This window comes from Microbacterium sp. P2_F9, assembly GCF_056403635.1.
In genome coordinates, this window is record NZ_JBFUFC010000046.1 from 1 (window position 1) to 21,521 (window position 21,521).

The 21,521-nt window shown below is 69.6% G+C and carries 1 protein-coding gene; it reads left to right on the top strand.

Annotated elements, in window-relative coordinates; all coding sequences use genetic code 11:
- Positions 1 to 21,521: HYR domain-containing protein (locus tag AC1DVT_RS07195; RefSeq protein WP_477387735.1), on the top strand; the 21,521-nt coding region annotated here is incomplete at both ends.

The window sequence follows — 21,521 nt, forward strand, 5'->3', positions numbered from 1 at the left end:
CCTCTGCTCAGATCATCGAGGCACTCGTCATCGCAGCGGCCGCCGCGATCGGCGGCGGATCCACGGCGGCCGTCGGCCTCGCCGGAGCCGGTTCGTTCGCCGAGAACCGCATCCACGCCTCGACTCGCGCCGCCATCGATGGCGGCAGCGCCGCCAGCCCCCGCACGATCCGGGCCGCGTCGCTGAGCGTCACCGCCGACGATACGTCGTCGATGCGGGTCGTCGCGGTCGGCGCCGCGATCTCCGCGAACTTCGGCGGCAACGTCGGAGTCTCGATCGCGATCGGCCTTTCGATCGCCCTCAACCGCATCGACGTCGCGGTCTCCGCCGCCATCATCTCGGCCATCGTGACGACCACCGGCGGCATCACGATCACGGCGACCTCCCGCGGATCCGAGCTCTTCGATCTGACCGGCGTCTCGCAGGCCGGCCTGGGCGACGCGTCGGGCAACGACGAGGACGATGCCACGGATCCTGCAACGGATGCCGCGATCCTCGAGGGCATCGAGAATCAGTTCGACGCTCACGGGCACCAACTGATCGTCGGCCAGGTGCGCTCCGACACCCGCGTCGCGCCGTCGATCTCGTCGCTCAACACCTCCGCCACCCTGACCCGCGGTGTCGCGGTGCTCGTTGCGAACGGCCACTCGGCCGGCGGCGAAGAGGGCGCCGTGTACGTGTGGAACGGCGCCGACATGGTAGGCGTCGATCTGACCGCAGTGGACTTCGACGACCCGGCCGGTCACTGGCTCCAGGGCGACCACCAGATCCTCGTGACGAAGGGCGATGTCGTCTACGACGTCGTGAACGGCAAGTCCTACACGTACAAGGGCGCCACGGGCGTTCTCAACCTGGCATCGGTGTCGTTCACCGGTGCGAACTGGGCCTACGCGCCGCCGATCCTCTCCGTCGTCGAGACCGACCGCGTGTGGCAGCTCACCGCCGGCACCGACGTGTACCTCATCACCCTCACCGACGGCCGCTACATCGTGTCGCGTCCGACGATCGCCGCGGTCGCGGTCGCCGCGGCCATCGCGATCGGCGGCGCCGGTGAGGTCGGCGCCGGGGTCTCCGGTGCCGGCGCCTACGCCCGCAACGAGGTCCTTGGCTCCGCTCGGGCCTGGGTGCAGGACAGCTCGCTCGACGTGACCGGCGCCGTCTCGCTCGAGGCCGCCGCCAGCGCGACCATCGTCGCGACGATCGTCGCGGCATCCGCAGCCATCGGCGCCGGCGGCGTCGCCGGCGTCGGCGTCTCGATCGGCATCGCGATCGCCGAGAACCGCATCGGCGGCCCCGGCACCATCGCGACTCGCGCCCCGTACCGCGTCGCCGCCGAGCTCGTGAACACGTCCGTGCACGCCACGGGCGCCCTCACGCAGACCGCCACCTCCCACCAGACCATCAGCGCACTCGTCGTGGCCGCCTCGGCAGCCATCGCCGGGGCCGGGGTCGCCGCCGTCGGCGCGAGCGGCGCAGGAGCGGCGGCGATCAACACGATCGTGACGGATGTCGCCGCCACCGCGACGGGTCAGCCGAACGCGCAGCACACGGTAGTCGGCATCACCGCCGCCAGCATCTCGCAGACGGCGTCCGACGACTCGGCCATCCGCGCTCTCGCGATCGGCGCATCCCTGGCCGCGGCCTTCGCCGGCACCGGCGCGGTGGCGGCATCGGTCGCCGTCACGGTCGGGCAGAACACGATCGACACGGCCGTCAGCGCCGGCCTCGCCTCGGTCGGCGCCGTGCACGCGGCGTCGGTCACGATCCACGCGTCGAGCGACTCGAGCATCGATGCCCTCGCGGTCGCGGCATCCTTCGCCGCCGCGGGCGGAATCGCAGGCATCGCCGTCAGCGGCGCAGGCGCCTTCGCGTCGAACGTCATCCTGAGCCGCACCAACGCGTACATCACCGGGAGCACGGTCATCACGACCGGCGCCGTCTCGGTCACCTCCGAGAACACCTCGCGGATCTCCGCGGTCGTCGCTGCCGCCTCCGCCGCGGTCGGCGGCGGGGTCGTCGGCATCGGCGCGTCGATCGGCGTCTCGATCGCGCGCAACCYCATCGGCTACCGGCTCTCGGGGCTCGACGTCCTCTCGTCGCCCGCCGAGGTGCGCGCGTACATCACGAACTCGACCATCGATGCGGGCGGCGACCTGACGGTCATGGCCACGAACCTCGCCACGATCGACGCACTCGTGCTCGCCATCTCGGTGGCGGTCTCAGGCGGCGCCGTCGCGGTCTCGGCGACCGCCGCGGCCACCGACGTGCAGAACCGCATCCAGGTTCTCGTCCAGGCGTACGTCTCCAGCACCGTCGCGGTGACGATCGACGCGGATGATCTCGCGATCGTTGCCGTCGACACCGCGCGCATCCGCGCCGTCGCGGTCGGCGCCTCACTCGCCGTCGCCGGCGGCGGAGTCGGGGTCGCCGGCTCCATCGGGATCTCGCTCGCGCGCAATGAGGTGGCCGACATCGTCGCCGCCCACCTCTCCGGTGTCGCGGATGTGGATGTCGCCTCGCTCCGGGTCGCGGCGACGAGCGCGGCATCGCAGCCGGTGGCGACCGGCCCCCTCGCCCAGGCGACGCTCGACGACGCGGTCAAGGACACGAACGATCTCACGAGCAGCAGCCACGGGAAGCTGACCGCTGACCGGCTGGCGGCGCTGCGGGCCGCGCTCCCGACCCTCGGGCTCTCGGACCAGCTCGGCGTCACCGAGCTGGTCGAGGGCAGCGAGTGGGTGCTCCGCGACGCGGCGAACGGTCGCGGCTGGATCGTGCGGAAGGTCGGCGCAGGCTTCGAGATCGTCGCCATCACGATCGACGCTGTCTCGGTCGCGGCATCCGTCGCCCTCGCGGGCGGACCGGGCGCCGCTGCGGTCAGCGGCGGGGGAGCGCTCGCCACGAACATCGTGACGACGACCGTCAACGCGTACGTGTCGGGCAGCACCGTCCACAGCGCCGGTGCCGTCGACATCACGGCGGACGGCCGGGCGGCGATCGTCGCGACTGTCGTCGGCGCATCGCTCGCGATCGGCGGAGGCTTCGTCGCCGGCGCCGTCTCGATCGGCGTCTCGATCGCCCGCAACATCATCGGCTTCGACGCCGGCGACGGCACGACCGCCGACCACGCGCTGAGCGACGGCGCGAGCATCACCCACCCGATCGCGACCGGCGACACCGTGCTGGTCGACAAGGGGCCCGACAACGGGCGTGTCTACCAGTACGTCGGCGCGGCGCCGCTCACGAGCTACGCGAACGTCGACTTCAGGAACGCGAACCTGTGGCGCGAGCTGTTCACCCGCAACGCCGCTGAGGTGCGCGCGTACGTCACCGGTTCGACGATCACGAACGCCAGTGCGGTGAGGGTGCGTGCGACCTCCGCCCAGACCATCGCGGCACTCGTGCTCGCGGCTTCGGCAGGCATCGGGGCCGGCATGATCGGCATCGGCGCCGCCGGCGCCGGCGCGAGCGCCGAGAACCGCATCGCGGTCGACGTCGCGGCGTTCCTCTTGGGCCCCGGCACCATCACGGCCGGCATCGTCACGCTTTCGGCCACCGACACCTCGACGATCAAGGCGGATGTCGCGGCCGCGGCCCTCGCCGTCGGCGCGGGACTGGTCGGCGGTGCCGCCTCGATCGGCGTCGCGCTCGCGCGCAACGTCATCGCGAACCAGGTCGAGGCCTACCTCCACGGCGTGACGGTCCACACGACCTCGCTCACGGCGACCGCTAGTGACGACACCACGATCCTTGCCTTCACCATCGCGGCAGCCGTGACCGCCGGAATCGGCGCGCTCGGCGGCTTGGCGATCGCAGGTGCCGGCGCACTCGCGGAGAATATCATCCTGAGTGCGGTCCGCGCGTACGGCGAAGACTCCTCGATCGAGACCACCGGAGCGGTGTCCTTCGGTGCAACGGCAAGGCCCACGATCACGTCGACGATCATCGGCGTCGCCGGTGCGATCTCAGCCGGGGCGGTCGGATCGGGCGCCATCGCGATCGGTGTGGCGATCGCCCGCAACCACCTCGGGCTCGACTACGACTTCGTCAGCACCGCCGGCACCCAGACGGTCCGCAGCGGCGACAAGGTGCTCGTCGCCGACGGACACACGGCGGGCGGCACGCCAGGCGCCGTCTACCGGTACCTGGGTTCGACCGCGTCTCCCAACCTCACGAACATCAACTACGCCACGAACCTGCTCTGGGCTCTCGAAGAGCCGAACCGCGTCGAGGCGTTCCTCAGCAACACGAGCGTGGACGCGGGCGCTGCCCTGAGCATCACGGCATCCGACATCTCCCTGATCACCGCCACCGTCGCGGCCGGGTCGATCGCCATCGCCGTGTCGGGCGTCGCAGTGACAGCCGCCGGGGCGGGTGCCCAGGCCACCAACCGCATCGGCACTCACGTGCACGCCTACATCTCCGGCGGCACGGGTGTCGGCGCGGCCAGTGCGGCGGTGCGGGCGACCGAATCTGCGACGATCATCGCGAAGGTGTTCGGCATCTCCGTCGCGGTCTCCGTCGGGCTCGGCGGCGCGACGGCGAACGCCGTGGTGCTCACGGACAACCTCATCGCGACGGATACGGTCGCCTACATCGATGGCGCCGGAGTGGAGGCGACCGCGGGCGACGTCGTCGTGGCCGCTGCTGCGACATTGGACGCGAACGCCGAGACGGTCGCCGTCGCTCTCGCGGGAGCCGTCGTCGGCATCGCGATCGCGGTCACCGTTGCGACCGTCGCCAACCGCGCGCACACCGAAGCGCGACTTGGCACGGGGACCTCGGTCACAGCCTCGGGCGAGGTCGAGGTTTCAGCGACGGCCACGGACATCGCGATCGCGACCCTCAAGGGCGCCAGCGTATCCACTGGCCTCGCCGTCACCACGATCGGCGCGACCGTCACGATCGACGATGTGCTGATCGCCGAGGTCGCCGACGGCGTGCATGTGACGGCGGGCAGCCTCGTCGTACGAGTCGGTGACGGTGTCGGTGCACCCGCGACCCGGACGGCGACCGCGACGGTGAGCGCAGGGGCGGGCGGATTGATCGCCGTCTCGGCGATCTCGGCTCGGACGACCATCACGGGCAGGGCGCTCGCGCGCATCGGCGCCGCCGTGATCCACACCACGCTGGCCGTCGATGTGACGGCCGACGTGAGGATGCTCGCCGAGACGACGACAGTCGGCGGCGAAGGCGGACTCGTCGCCGTGGGTGTCTACGCGCCGACCGCCCAGGTCGGGACGACCAGCAGCCCTGCCTTCGTGTCGGCGATCGTCGACGAAGGCGCGGCGCTCACCGTGCGCGACCTCTCCGTCGCGGCGCGGACGAGGGGCGACGCGACGGCCAAGATGCCCTCGGGCGGCGGCGGAATCGTCTCCGTTGCGACGGGGAAGGCGGAGTCGTTCGTCGACACGCGTGCAGTCGCCCGGATCGGCCGTGCCGACGCGACCGTGGTCGACCCGAACGAGAACGTCGACGACTACGCGACGACGGTGACCGCCACGGGCAACGTCAGCGTGATCGCCGAGGCGAGCGAGTCCGCGACCTCTGACGCGGATCGCGGCAGCGGTGGAGTCGTCACCGTGACCGTGATGTCCTCGGTCGCAGCCGTGCAGGGCGGGGCGAGCGCCGAGATCGGCCAGCGGGTGACTCTCGCGGCGCGCAACGTCACCGTGCGGGCGACGATCCGCGCGGCCTTGGCGGACGCCTCGATGGTCGTCTCGAGCGGTGCGGCCGTCGACGTGAAGACGCCGTCTACCACCTCCTCGTCGATCACGACCACCGCTGCTGGGATCGGCCGCAACTCGCTGGTCACCGCGACCGGCTCGGGAGGCATCGGCGGCGATGTCGCGGTCACCGCCACCGGTCGGGCCGAAGCGGACTCATACGCGGCGGCGTGGGGCGGCGCTGGCATCGCGATCGGCGCATCGAACGCGAAGTCCACGGTCGATCCGACCGTTGCGGTGCAGGTGGGGGCGGGCACTCGCATCGCCGCGACGGGCAACGTCACGGTCACGGCGACGGTAAGCCGCACGCCGGAGAATCAGGGGCACATCCAAGACGGCGACATCCTGGGCGTGAACGACGGCGACGACACGCTCAGCGTGGACTTCCCGCTCCTGAGCGGCGACGAAGTGCTCTACTCGGCGACCGGTGGACAGATCGGCGGCCTCACGGCGTGCACCGGCACGGTCGCGGACTGCCGTCGCTACACGGTGACGGTCCTCGCTCCTTCCGTCAACGGCGGGCCCGCCACGATCGCCTTCGACCAGACCTTCACCCTCGCGAATGTCGACGCGGCGTTCGACGTGATCACGTTCCCCTCCGGACACGGCTTCCGTTCGGGCGATGCGGTTCGCCTGCTCGACGGAGCGCTGCAGGTCGTCGAGCCCTGGCAGGGCGTCGACGCTGCCGGCGTGCTCTACGTGCGCGTCATCGATCAGACTCACATCCGCCTGGTCGCCAGCCACGCCGCGGCGATCGCGACCGATGACTCCCTGCTGCGCGGGTTCACCGTCGCCGCCGGCGGGACCTACCTCACGATGGGTTCCGGCTCGCCGTTGGCCATCGGGGATGCGGTGACGTACGACGCACCCGCCGGCATCTCCTTCACACAGGATGACGTGGACGTCACCGTCACGACCTACGTCTGGTGCGGTACCAGCGTGACGGGCCCCGTGCGCGCCCAACAGTGCGTCGGGACGCCCTCGACCCCCGACCCGCAGGCGCCGATCGTCCACGCCGACACGGCGAACAACTTCTATGCACCCGGCCACGGCTTCTCCACCGGTGACGCGGTGGTCTATCACGGCTCCGGACTCAGCCTCCAGAACGGGCTGACCTACTACGTCATCCGCCTCGACGCGGACACCTTCTCGCTCGCCGATTCGTACTACCACGCGGTCGGCTACGTGGGCCTCGACGCGAACGCGGACGGAGACCTCACCGACGGGACCGACATCGCGGCCATCGCCCGGGCGGTTCTGGGAATCACCCGGGTCGACACGACCGAGGCGGGACGCACATCGACGCACACGCTGGCACGCGTCCTGGCCGGACTCGAGGACGGGCGCACCTACTACATCGTCGCCGGAGACTCCGCGTCGACCCGGGGTCTTTCCGCGACCCGAGGCGGCACTGCCATCGCGATCAGTGCGACGGACACCGTACAGCTGGAGCGCAACGACCACACATTCCTGACCAGCTCCGTCTTGATTCGCGGAGGAACCCATCGAATCGGGATCCTGGGCCTCGACCTCGCGCCCTGCCCGATCGCCTGCACCACCTCCGTCCAGGCGCTGCGTCTCTTGCTGAGCCCGGCGGCAGCGGGAACGCACACCCTCGTCGCACCTGGCGGCGCATCGCTCGCCAGCACCTACCCGGTCTCCGGGAACGGCTCCTCGACGGCGGTTGCTCGTGGCGGCCAGGGCGGCGGAATCGACATCAACACCCCGACGGCTCGCCTGTACTACTCCGCCGATGTCACCGTCAACATCGACGCGATCGAGATCCGCGCCGGCGGCAGCGTCACGCTGACAGCGCGATCCGAGACCAACGAGTCGTCCACCGGCAGTGCCGCGGGCGGTGGCGGGATCACCGTCGGCGAATCGCACGCCGAGGTGTGGGTGCTCAACGATGACGAACTCGACACCGCCGTCATCATCGCCGCCGGAGTGCGCATTCTCGCGGGCGACGACCTCACCGCGACAGCCGCATCCGACCACATCGTCTCGGCGTCCGCCAGCTCACCCGGCGGCGGCGGCATCAGTGCGAAGATCGCCGAGACGACGGCGCGACTCGACTTCAGCACCCGCGTGACCGTGGGGGCGCACGCGGAGCTGACGGCCGGCGACGCGCTCATCATCGGCGCACACTCTCGATCCGACGTACAGACCTACAGCGACACCTATTCGGTGGGACTCGGCGCCGGGGCGGACTCCGACGGCACCAACGACAACCGGGGTGCCATCGTCGGTGCCGACACGATCGTCACGATCGGTGCGGGGGCGGTCATCACGGGAAGCTCCGTCGCGATCGGGGCGTTCGTCGACCGCCTTTACGCCCGTTCGCGGGCGTGGGCGACGGCGTACAGCCCTATCTTCTTCGGGGTCGCCGTCGCGCTGACCGACGCCAAGGTGCAGATCGACGCGGTCACCAAGGTCGACATCGTCGGCGCCTCAGGCAGTGTCACGCGCATCACGGGTGACCGGGGTGTCGACATCAGTGCGGTCGTCGCGGCGCTCGAGGACATCCGCGACACCCGCCCCTTGCCTGTGGCCCTCTTCTTCTTCCCGATCCCGCACAAGTACGGGTCGACGAGTCTCACCACGACGATCTCGACGACGAGCTTCGTCATCGTCACCGCCGGCTCGCGCGACAACGGGCGGGTCGCCGAGACCGGACTGGTGCGCGGCACCACGGTCGGGCTCAACAAGGCGAACCCCGCGCTCGCGCTGTTGGTCGAGGCATCCACCTCCGTCGGCGACAGCAACGGCGAGACCATCACCTGGGGAGCGGATGTCGTCATCCTCGGCGGCCACGACGGCCAGCCGGAGCTCGTGATCGATGAGAACGGCTTCATCAAGGCACTCAACGGCGTGCAGGTGTGGGACGACCTCGGCGATGCCACGACCCTCGGCGTCGGCGCCCACATCACCGACGGCGACTACTACGTCAAGGTGACCAACGACGGCTACGGTGATGTCGCGTTCATCGCCGACACGAGCCGGAACCCCGCGGGCGTCACGCCGGTCTTCACCTTCCGCGACACCCTCGACTCCGTCGTGATCATCGACCGCTCCGCCAACGAGCTGCACATCGTCGGCATCGACATGGTCTACCGCGACCCGTCGTCCCCGCCCGTGCCCCCTGCAGCGCCGGACAAGCCACTGGTGCAGTTCGTGCGGATCGTGCGGGACTCGGTCGTCTACGCCGACGGCCACGCCGACGACGGCGTCATGGAGTTCGACCTGTGGCGCAACCTCAGCCCGGCCGGCTCGATCGTCGACGTGCAGAAGCTCGGCACCACCGCCGACATCGTGGTCCGCGGAAACATCCTGAACCCCGCGGGCTGGACCCGCATCCTCAACGACCGGGGTGACATCCGCTCCGTCGGCACCGCCTGGGTCGAGACGTGGGTCGCCGAGATCGAGGCGACGCTCGGCTCGATCGGTTCTCTCGCAGATCGCTTCGACATCCGGCTGGTCAAGTCCGTCAACCGCGGGGAGCGCCCCGGGACCGCCGACGACTCATGCCGTGACTTCGCGATGTTCAGCACCGCCGGCGGCGACGCGTACCTGCATCTGCAGGCCGTCGAGCGCGRGCCGGTGTGCGCCGGTGAGACGAACACCGGCTATCTCTCCGTCGGCATCGACCGGATCGCGACGGGCGGCACGGCCGACCTCGTCATCGAGGACAGTCTCCGCGACACCGCCGCGACCGGCCTCGGCTCGGTCCGAGTGCGCGTGGATCGCGAGTCCTACGACCAGGACCACACGAGCCACTTCCGCCCCGATGCCGGCGCGATCCGTCGCGACCCGGCGGCGTACGCACTCGGTGGCACCGCGATCGCGTCCGTCTGGACCTTCGAGCGCACCGCGACGCTCGTCCCACGCGCGGCGACGGTCCACCCGACCGGAGTCGCCGCGTTCACGCTGCCTCGCTCGATGACCGCCGCCGCGACGAACCCGCCGAGCGCAGGCATCACTGCGGGTGGCGACATCCGTGTCGCCGATGTCGAGGGTGCGTCCTTCATCACGAGCGCCAGCGCGGGGCTCGTCGGCCCCACCGTCACGATCGTGACCTACACCGACGTGCTGGGGACGGGCCACATCGATGTGAGCGTCGACGGCGACGTCATGTTGGAGGAGGTCGTCGGCGACCTGCGCGCAGGAATGATCCGGTCGCGCGGCAACGACGTGACGCTCTCGTCGCGCGTCGGCTCCATCGTGGATGCCCCGGCCGGTGCGAATGCCGCAGCCTCGACCGGCGACACCGATGCAGACGTGGTCGGCGTGCACATTCGCCTCTACGCGAGCATCGGCGGAATCGGCTCGACGTCGAACTTCCTGGAGATCGACTCGTCCAACCGAGACGGCGGACTGCAGATCGGCTCGCTGGCCGCCAATGCCGAGCAGAGCATCTTCATCACGGAGATCGATGGGCTCGCGACATCCATCGATGACCTCCGAGTGCTGCTCGTGGTGTCGGTGGGCGATGTGACGCTCGCCACACGCGCCGGGTCCATCGTCGATGCCCTCGGCGACGGCCTCTCCGACGTGCGCGGCAACTCGATCGACCTCGATGCGAACGGCGGCAGCATCGGCCTCGACGGCGACGACCTCGAGATCGACTCGTCCTTCGCGGGTGCCGGTGATGTCGGGCTCGAGGCATCCACCTCCATATGGCTCACCGAGTACAACAGCACGCTGCGTCTGGTCCTCGCCGACGCGCAAGCCGGCAACGTGACTCTCACCGTTCGTGAGACCGCCTCGCGCATGGATGAAGACCTCGACTTGCTCCGCAACGGCTCGGTGCGCTTCGCCGAGGCGATCCTGCGCGATGTGCCGCGCGGCCGCATCGCAGCGACCGGCTTCGTCCGGCTCCAGGTCGGCGACGACATCACCACCGACTCCAACAGCGAGATCCGTGCCGGCGGCGCCATCGACATCTTCGGCGACTGGCTCAACCTCGACGACCACTTCGGCACGACGATCGTGCTGCGCGGCGACATCACGCCGGGTGCGGCATCCGTCACCAACGTCTGGGGCGACACCGACGTCGACAGCTTCCAGCTCGGCGACCCGACAGGTGTCGACCCGGGCAACACCAAGACCGCCTACGGCTCGGCCGGCTACATCCACCTCGGCGGCGACACGCGCATGCACGGCGGCGAGAACCTCTCGGTGACCGACGGACCCGACGGCGAAGACAGCTTCACGGTCTACTACCTGCAGACGATGGATGTCGCGGCCGGCCACACCCTCGTGCTCGACGGGCAGGCCGAGAGCGACACCTACCGCTTCTACACGACCGGCAGCCGGGGGAGCCCCCGCAACTACATCGCGAACGTCCTCGACACCGGGGGGTCGGCCGACGGCGTCGACGAGCTGTGGATCTACGGCGCGGACAGCTCGCTGAATGGCTACCTGAACGCGACGACGCCGTACCCGATCGACGACCTCTTCCTGCTGCGGCGTGTCACCGCGATCGACGGCGAGACCAGCAGCCGACCCGGCATCGTCGCTCTGCTGCACACGACCCTCGCCACCGCCGCACCGGGCGGCGTCGCCCTGCTCGCCGACAATGCGTTCCTGGTGGAGCGGATCGGCTATGACACAGCGGTCAACGGACGCCTGTTCGTGCTCGGACAAGGCGGCAACGACTACTTCGCGAGCGACGACGCCACGGTCCTCGCGACGCTCGACGGCGGCGCAGGCAACGACACCTTCCAGATCGGCCAGCTGTACGGTCTGCAGCGCGACGCGACGGAGCGCACCGGCGCCCTCGGTTCCACGACCGGCGGCTCGCTGCGCGCGAACGACGTCTTCGCGACGATCGCGACTACTCGCGGATGGCTCTCAGCCGGCGCCAGCGCGCCGATGGTCGTGCAGGGCGGCACAGGGGACGACTCGTTCACGGTCTACGCCAACCAGGCGCCGCTGCGCCTCGAGGGCGACGACGGCAACGACCTGTTCGTCGTCCGCGCCTTCGCGCTCGCCCAGACGACGGGGGACTGCACCACCCCGACGAGCACCACCTGCGAGATCGTCTGGCGCGACGCCGCCGCCCAGGTCGCGATGCCGCGGCTCGGCGCGAGTCTCTTCTCCACCGCCGCGACCACGGACGTGCGCACCGGGGCCGGCCAGAACCAGGTGCAGTACACGATCAACGCCCCTGTTTCGATCGAGGGCGGCGCCGGCGTAGACAAGCTGGTCGTGCTCGGCACCGAGTTCGCCGACCACATCGTCGTGACCGCGCTCAAGATCTACGGCGCGGGCCTCGCGGTCACGTACGCGGGCGTCGAGCTGCTCGAGGTCGATGGCCTCGAGGGCGACGACATCTTCGACGTCCTCTCCACATCGCCCGGTGTCGCGACGCGCGTCATCGGCGGCCTCGGATCGGATGTCGTCAATGTCGCGGGCGACGTCGCCGGCGCCGTCGTTTCGCGTGAGGTCGAGGGGACATCGGGCGTCGTCAATCACGACATCACCTCGGCCGATCCCGACTACGCCGGCCTTCCCGCGCCAGGCATCGACGTCACCGTGGTGCGCGGCGACCAGAGCCCCGTCATCATCGAAGAGACGGGCGGCTCGACGCTCGTCCGTGAGGACGGCACCGCCGACACCTACCTCGTCTACCTCGCGAAGCAGCCGACGGCCGACGTCTACGTCACCGTCTCGGCCGCCCGCCCCACCAACACGGCCGTCAGCGGGGACAGCGTGTGGCTCTCGCGCCTCATTGCCGGCGCCGTCGACTACGACCGCAACATCTGGATCAACGGCGTCCTCACCCCGGTGCCGGCCCACGCGATCGTGCTGCGGTTCACCGCGACGGATTGGGACCGCGCGCACGCGCAGACGGTCTCGCTGATCGCCGCGAACGACACCGTCTCCGAGGGCGAGCGCGTCGTCGTGATCGGCCACTTCGTGATCAGCGCGGACGCGTACTTCGACCAYGTGCTCGTCCGTGACGTCGCCGTTACTGTGCGAGACAACGATCGCGCGGCCATCGAAGTCATCCCGATCGATCCTTCGAACAATCCCGATCACACGACCACCGTGATCGAGGGCAACGCCGTCACGCAGCTCACCGACCGGGTCATCGTGCGCCTCGCCACCGACCCCGGCACCGGTGTGGACGTCACCGTGCGTGTCACGCTCAGCGACCTGCGCGCATGGCTGACCATCGGCGATGACGTGACCCTCATCTCGGCGGGCATCATCGGCGTCTCGGGCAACGTGTACGACATCGTCATCCGCGACGGCCACTGGAACGACGGCCTCATCCTGACGATCAACGCGGACGACGACGCCACCCGCCAGGACCCGCACTTCACGACGCTCACCCTCGAGGTGCTCACGGGCAGCTACAGCACCGCCGCGCCCGTCACGACCGACGTCCTGGTCTACGACGACGAGACGCCCGGGCTGGTCGTCACCGAGACTGACGGCAGCACGCGCGTCATCACCGGAGCCAATGCGGCGGGCGACAAGTACAGCATCCGCCTCACCCGCCAGCCCACCGCGGACGTCACGGTCGCCATCGAGACCGACGGTCAGACGGATGTCGAGCTCGGCGTCGGCGTGACCTATCAGGCGCACGGGGCTCAGTTCGCCGGCGCGACCTCCTTCGACGCCGTGGCCGGCACGCTGACGCGTGGCGACCACGCCAGCTGGCTCGACGCCGGCTTCTTCGAGGGCCAGCTCGTGCGGATCGGGACCGGCGCGACCCTTTACAAGATCCAGTCGATCAGCAGCACGTCATCCGGTCAGTTCGATGTGCTCCACCTCATCACCACTGCGTTCACCGCGAGCGGCGCATCAGCGGGCGTGCGGCAGTGGGCCGCCACGGTTACCTTCACCGCGGCCAACTGGTACCTTCCGGTCACCGTGCGCCTTTTGGCGGACGCTGGGTTCGCCGTGGCGCCCGGTCGCGAGAACCTCAAGACCTTCGCGAAGCAGCCGCATCTGCTCGGCGGCATCCGAGGTCCGCTCGCCGTCGAAGGCGGCACCACCGCCGCCGACCGCTCGCTGCGACCCGCCGTGCTGCTCCCGGGCGAAGGCAACGCGCCCCTGTTCCAGATCGCACCGCAGCCGCCGGAGGCGCAGCAGGTCGACGTGCTGAACGTCTTCGCCGACTCGAGCCAGGAAGACCTCGTCGGAGAACTCACCTCGACGACGATCAAGGGTCTCGGCATGAGCACGACCCCGCTCAACCTCGGTGCGCTCCTCGGCGCGGGCGAGACCATGCCGTTCGGTGAGCCGGCCATCTTCCCGGCCGGAATCAGCTACGGCACGATCGTCTACAACCCGCTGACCGGCACATACAACCAGAACGCGGCGCTCTCAACGATCGAGGTGCTCAACATCCTCCTCGGCGAGGGCAACGACTACCTGCTGATCTCGAGCACGCTGCGCCCCGGCCCAGACAGCAACGCCGACGGCTCGGTCGGCTCGGCGGCGGTGCACGGCGGCATCACGACCGTCCACGGCGGCGGCAACTGGCACCTGCCGGGTGGCACCATCGGCGGCGACTACATCAGGATCACCGGCGGCGCAGGTCCGGGCTCGCCGCTCGTCGTCTACGGCGACACCTCGCAGGACGGCCACTGGTACAGCGGCGACGCCAGCGTTCCCTCCGTACGCGACTTCGGCAGCAAGCCCTACCCGGCCGAGGTCGGCGGTGGTGACGCGCACTTCGTCTTCCCCGTCGCGAACCCCTTCACCTATGCCGGCAACGACCGCATCGACGCGAGCGCGCTGTCCTTCCCGGGCACCACGCTCCCGACGGTCGGTTTCACCGCCTACGGCGGCTCGGGCAACGACACGATCACCGGCAGCACGGCCCCGGACTACCTCGTCGGCGGCTCGGGCAACGACACGATCTCAGGCGGCCGCGGCTCCGACCAGGTCTACGGCGACAACGGCGTGAACGTCGACGTCATCACCCGTGAACTCACGATCCCGTGGCTCGACAACAGCACGTACGCGAACCGCGACCTCCTCGCGCAGGGCGACGACGCCCTGCACGGCGACGCGGTCGACTCCAGCGCGAACACCGCCGACGAGTACGACGACATCATCTTCGGCGACTACGGCATGGTGCGTCAGGATGTCGCGTCCGCGACGGTCGGCGTCGGTCCGGCGTTCGGCTACCTCAACCCGACGAAGCTCGAGAAGATCGAGACTGCCGGACGCGTCCGCGAGATCGCCACCACCCGGCCGGCGAACGGCGGCGTTGACGTCATCACCGGCGACGGCGGCCGCGACCGGCTCTTCGGCGGCAACGGCGCCGACACGATCTCGGGCGGCGACGAGTCGAACGTCATCTTCGGCGACAACGGCCGCATGCTCTACATCGACGGTGACCCGAGCGTGACGATCCTGCACCTCGCCGAGTCGATCGACACGGCCTTCGGCGGCGACGACATCATCACCGCCGGCATCCACGACGACATCATCGCCGGTGGCATCGGCGGCGACACGATCGACAGCGGACGCGGCGCAAGCGTGGTGTTCGGAGACCACGGCCGGATCACCGGCATCGAGGCACAGGGTCGCAACCGGCCGATCGACACGGTCACGGCGCTCGATGACTTCCAGGTGCCCACGTTCGCTCTCGTTGAGACGATCAACCCGCGGCGCACCGGGGCGTCCGAAGACGGCGGAGACGACAGGATCACGACCGGCACGGGCCGGGACATCGTCTTCGGCGGCGCGGGCGCCGACCTCATCGTCGTGAACGCCGGTGAGCCGACGTCCAACCGCGACGGCAGCAATGTGGTGTTCGGTGACTACGGCTTCCTCGACTACGTGGCCGCCTACAACCCGAGTCCGCGCAGCCTCGATCACGTGTGGACGAGCGACGAGGCCTACGGCGGCGCAGACACCATCACCACCGGCGGCCGCAACGACTTCGTCTTCGGCGGCAACGGTGCCGACGTGATCAATGCCGGCTCCGGCGAGAACATCGTCTTCGGCGACTACGGCCGCATCACCGGCATCGAGTCCACCGTCTTCAACCGACCGATCCCGTCGACCCTGCCCGGAACCACGTCCTTCGACACCTACGCTCACGACGACTACCCGATCGAGGTTCTCCAGCTCGTCGAGGGATACGTCCCGGTCGGCGGAGAGTTCGGCGGTGGCGACATCCTCACGACCGGCGTCGGCCGTGACCTGATCTTCGGCGGTGCGGGCGCGGACCGTATCCTTGCGAACAACGGCCAGGATGCCACCCACCCCGACGGCAACGGCATCGTCTTCGGCGACTACGGCTTCGTCGACTATCTGCTGCGCGGCTCCGCAATTGCCGATGACGCCCACGACATCGAGGTCGTCTCGAGCTTTGCGACCTCGACAAGCCTCGGTGGCGCCGATGTCATCGAGACGGGCAGCGCCAACGACATCATCATCGGCGGGGCCGGCGCCGACATCATCCGTGCCGGCCAGGGTGCCAACCTGGTCGTCGGCGACAACGCCCGCCTGGCCACGAACCCCGAGATGGCCGACGAGCACAAGACGAGCTTCGCGGTGCACGAGTTCGTCATCTGCGTCATCGAGACGATCGGCTTCGACGACAGCGACGGCGGTCGCGACACCATCTACGGCAGCGACGCCCGCGACATCATCTTCGGCGGCGCCGGAAACGACGTCCTCTATGGCTTCGGCGGCGACGACCTGATCTTCGGCGACCAGGGCAAGGTGACGTGCACGACCTCGCCGTACAACCCGGAGGACCCGCACAACGGGCTCTGCATCGAGCAGGGCGGCACAATCGACTTCCGCGCCACCAACACCGACAAGGCGACGGGCTCGGGCAACGACCTCGTCTACGCAGGCGATGGCGACGACATCGTGCTCGGCGAGCAGGGCGACGACTACCTCTTCGGTGGCAGCGGCGACGACATCCTGATCGGCGGCTCGAACGTCTCGGGTGCCCTCGACGGCAACGATGTCATCGACGGCGGTGCAGGCAACGACCTCATCGCCGGCGACAACGCCGACTGCTGCCGTCGGGCCGATACCCTCGACCCGCGCATGCAGGCCCTGATCGGAAGCTCGATCTACGGCACCAGCATCCCCAACGGCACCGACGGCCACGCCCAGGTGACCGGCGCGATGCAGCATGACCCGAAGGGCGGCTCGCAGTACACGATCACCCTGCTCGACCACAACGACCAGCTCGAGCACAGCCGCGACATCGGATCGACCCTGCCGCAGCTCTGGGGCGACGACTACATCGCCGGAGGCGCGGGCGACGACGAGATCTTCGGCGAACTCGGCGCCGACGTCATCCAGGGCGACGGCTACGTCTACGGCCTCGTCCTCGGGATGAGCGGCTACACCGTCGACTCCGCCGGCATCCTGCTCGTGAGCGGCGTGAGGATCACCGCGACGGATGCCTGGCCGCACGTCCTCACGCGAGCCACCGGCGTCATCGGCGCATGGCGCGACAACGCGAACGACATGACAGTCGTCGACACTCTCGTCGTCCACCCGTCGGTCGAGGACGCCGTCACCGACGGCGACGACTACATCGAGGGCAACGGCGGAAACGACACGATCTTCGGCAACCTCGGCCAGGACGACATCATCGGCGATTCGTCGGACCTGTACGGCCTCGGCGACAACCAGCGGGTGACACTCGCGCAGCGCATCGCCGGCAAGACGACATTCTTCGGCACCAGCGGCACGCCCACCCAGTGGCGCGTCGCCGGACTCTCGACCGATGGCACGACGCTCACGCTCACCGGCTCGACGTCCGGCGTGACCGTCGGCACAACGCTCACGGTCTACGGCGCCGGCATCCCCACCCCGGTGCGGGTGACGGTCACGATCGTCGGGCCGAATACGCTCACCCTCCTGCTGCTCGGGGTCATCGACTCCGACGCCCCCGAACCCACCGCGGTTGCGGGCTGGCGCGCGATCGGCTCGTTCTGCCTCGACGCGACGTGCCGGCCCACCGGCGCTGACATGATCTTCGGCGGCGCCGGCACCGAGATCGCGCGCAACGATCCCGGCAAGGCGACCTACGGCAGCGACGGCTCGATCGTCACCGCCGATGCCGGTCACGCCCGCGACGCCGACGTGATCGCCGGTGACAATGCCCGCATCCTGCGGTTGGTGGGCACCAACGGGGTCGACTCCGGGCGCTACCTCACCTTCGCCTACGACACCTACACCGGCGGTCTGCGGCTCGTCGTGCGGGCCGTTGAGATGCTCGACTACACCTTCGGCGGACCGGGCTACCGGCCCCTGCTCGCGGCGACCGACCGGGGCCGGGGCGATGAGGTCCACGGCGAGTCCGGCGACGACACCGTGTACGGCATGACCGGCAACGACGTCATCTACGGCGACGGTCAGGACGACGACCTCATCGGCGGGTACGGCGACGACTGGATCACCGGCGGCACCGGCGATGACGGCATCCTGGGCGATGACGGCCGGATCGCTACCAGCCGCAACGCGCCGACCGGATGGACGACGACCGGCGTGACCTGCGTCGCGAACGGCACCACCTGCTACAGCGAGCCCCTCTACGGCATCCTCGCGCTGTTCCCCACCGACCCCGACGCGAAGACGACGCAGGGCGACGTCCTCAGTGAGGTCATCTATACACCGGGCCACGTCCAGGAGGAGACGATCAACGTCGCCGGTGTGCTCAACAAGACGGTCAACCTCACGCCCTTCTTCGCAGACCCGAACGACCTCGACCCGCTCTATCGGCCGCACGGCGGCTACGACGACATCCTCTTCGGCGGACTCGGCAACGACGCGCTGCACGGCGGCGTCGGCGACGACGCGATGACCGGCGCCGAAGCTCTCGTCGCCGGGTACGCGCCGAACTACGTGGAGACCTGCGCCGGTGGGCTGTCGATCGACTGCACCGCGGTGCGCAGCGGGCTCGTGCGCATCGACTTCGGACACCCGAACAACCCCGGCGACATCCTCCGCTTCAACCCCGACGACATCGACGGCTGGCATTACGACCGCACTCGCCGCGCCGGGGAATTCGACCTCTACGACGAGTACGAGCCGCGCCGCGCGATCCTCTTCGATGCCACCGGATCGGTGTGGACCTGCACGGGCTACACCCCGAGCGGCCACACCTGCACGGGCAGCGCCGACATCACCGCATACTCGAACCACTGGTTCCTCAACAACGTCACGACCGAGGGCCCCACCATCGTCGGCTGCATCTCGTTCGCACCGAACGGGGACTGCCTGGGCTCGGGTCCCGCGAAGAGCGACGGCGCGGACGTCTTGTTCGGCGACCTCGGCAACGACTGGATCGTGGGCGGCACCGGCCACGACACCCTGTGGGGAGGCTGGGGCAACGACCTGCTGCAAGCCGACGACGACCTCCATTCTGGATGCCTCGCCTCCACGCCGAACGGCACGTGCACGCAGACCGGCGACACGTGGCTCAACAACACTCCCGACACCCACCCGGCCTACGAGGATCGCGCCTACGGCGGTGCGGGTCGCGACATCCTGATCGGCAACACGGGCGGCGACCGGCTCATCGATTGGACCGGTGAGTTCAACAGCTACCTCGTGCCGTTCGCCCCGTTCGGCATCGCCACGGTGAGCCGCCAGGTGCCTCCCGCGCTCTTCGAGTTCCTCTACGCCCTCTCGGCCGCACAGGGCGCCGACGCGACCCGCGCCGCCGACTGGAACATCGACTACGCCGACCGCAACGGTGAGCCCTACGGCGAAATCGGCCTCATCACACAGAAGGACCACGGCCTCTGGCAGGACCAGAGCGGTGCCCCGGCAGATCCGCAGGCGGGCAACATCCCCGGCGGCAAGCGCGACGTGCTGCGCAGCGCGAGCTTCGACGATGGCAGGCTCAGCGCCGCCGCGATCGATAGCGGAGTCTGGGCGGTATCCGGCGGAGCGCTGTCGGTGTCCGCAGCCTCCCTCGGGAAGGATGCCGCGGCCGTGTTCGTCGTCGACGACACGCTGCCGGTCTACTTCGAGCTTGGTGCGCAGGTGAAGGTGACCAAGCCGACGGCCGGCTGGAAGGCCAACGCGTACGTCATCTTCGACTATTACTCCCCGACGGACTTCAAGTTCGCCGGCCTCGACCAGTCGACCAACAAGATCGTGATGGGGCACCGCAACGCGAGCGGCTGGATCGTCGACGTGCAGGCGGCCGTCGGCAGCATCGTGGCCGACAGGTACTACGCCCTGCTCGTGTCGGTGTCGGGCATCTTCGTGACGGTCTCGCTCGACGGCGTGCAGAAGCTCACCTATCAATTCGCCCCCCGCTACGTCGACGGGATCGCGCGCGGCCTCAACACCGGGCTGGTCGGGGTGGGGTCCGACAACTCGCGCGGCGTGTTCGACAGCTTCGTCGTGCAGACCGTGCCTCCGCAGACGACGTTCGACACGACCGAGGACTTCAGCGACGGCGTCGCGGATGGCCACACGCCCACCGGCACGTGGAGCGTCGCGAACGGCGTCCTGCGCGGCACGGGTGGTTCGAGTCCTGCGACGAGCATGATGGACCTGCCGGCCCGCGCGACCGGCGGCACGACCACAACCCTCGCGGCCAGCGTCAACCTCGCCGCCGGCGCCTCGGGCGGCTTCATCATCGACGGCTACGGCGCGACCGACTACAAGTTGGTCCGCCTCGACCAGGCGACCGGCACGGTCGTGCTCGCCCACCGCGTCCATGGCAAGACCGTCGTGGATGCGACCTTCACCGCCGCGCTCGCGGCCGGAGTCGCCCACCAGCTCGTCGTCACCCTCTTCGGCACGACCGTCACGGTGAGCGTCGACGGGGTGACGCTCGGGTCCTTCTCCTACAACGGCGCCGTGGCCGACGGGCAGCTGGGGCTCCTCGCCATGACCGGTGCGACCACGTTCGACACCGTGCACGTCACGTACGGCGTTCCGCTGACCTTCTCACCCGACCCGATCGCCCCGACCCTCACGGTGCCTCCGGCCATCACCCGCACCGCCGCAGCCGGCGCCGGCACGCTTCTCATCAGCGATGCGACCCTCGGCACAGCGACGGCGAGCGACAATGTCGCAGGCGTCACGGTGAGCCGCACGGGAGTACCGGCAGGCAACCTGTTCGCCATCGGAGTCACGACGATCACCTGGACCGCGACCGACGCCTTCGGGAACAAGACCAACGGCACCCAGCGCGTGACGGTGCTCGCATCGCTTCCGGTCGTCACGATCACCGCGACGGATGCGGCGGGTGCTGAGGCAGGGACCGATCCGATCGTCTTCACCGTCACCCGCTCGGGATCCACGGCGGCTGCCCTCTCCGTACAGGTCTCCTTCGGCGGAACGGCCGCGGCATCCGACTACGCGGTCACCGTCACGGGCGGCACGTACTCCGGCGGCATCCTGACGATTGCCGCTGGTTCTGCGTCGGCGGTCGTCACGGTGCGGCCGCTCGACGACACGCTCGTCGAGACGTCGGAGTCCGTCACCCTCGCGGTGGGCGCCGGATCCGGCTATGACCGGAGCGGCGCGACGTCAGTGAGCGGCTCCATCGCCGACAACGACCCGCCGCCCGCGCTGCCCACTGTCACGATCACCGCGACGGATGCCGCCGGTGCCGAGCAGGGGACCGACCCGGTCGTGTTCACCGTCACCCGCTCGGGATCCACCGCCGCGGCGCTCGCGGTCAGCGTCTCCTTCGGTGGAAGCGCCGCTGCGTCCGACTACGCGGTCACTGTCACGGGCGGCACGTACTCCGGCGGCATCCTGACGATTGCCGCTGGTTCTGCGTCGGCGGTCGTCACGGTGCGGCCGCTCGACGACACGCTCGTCGAG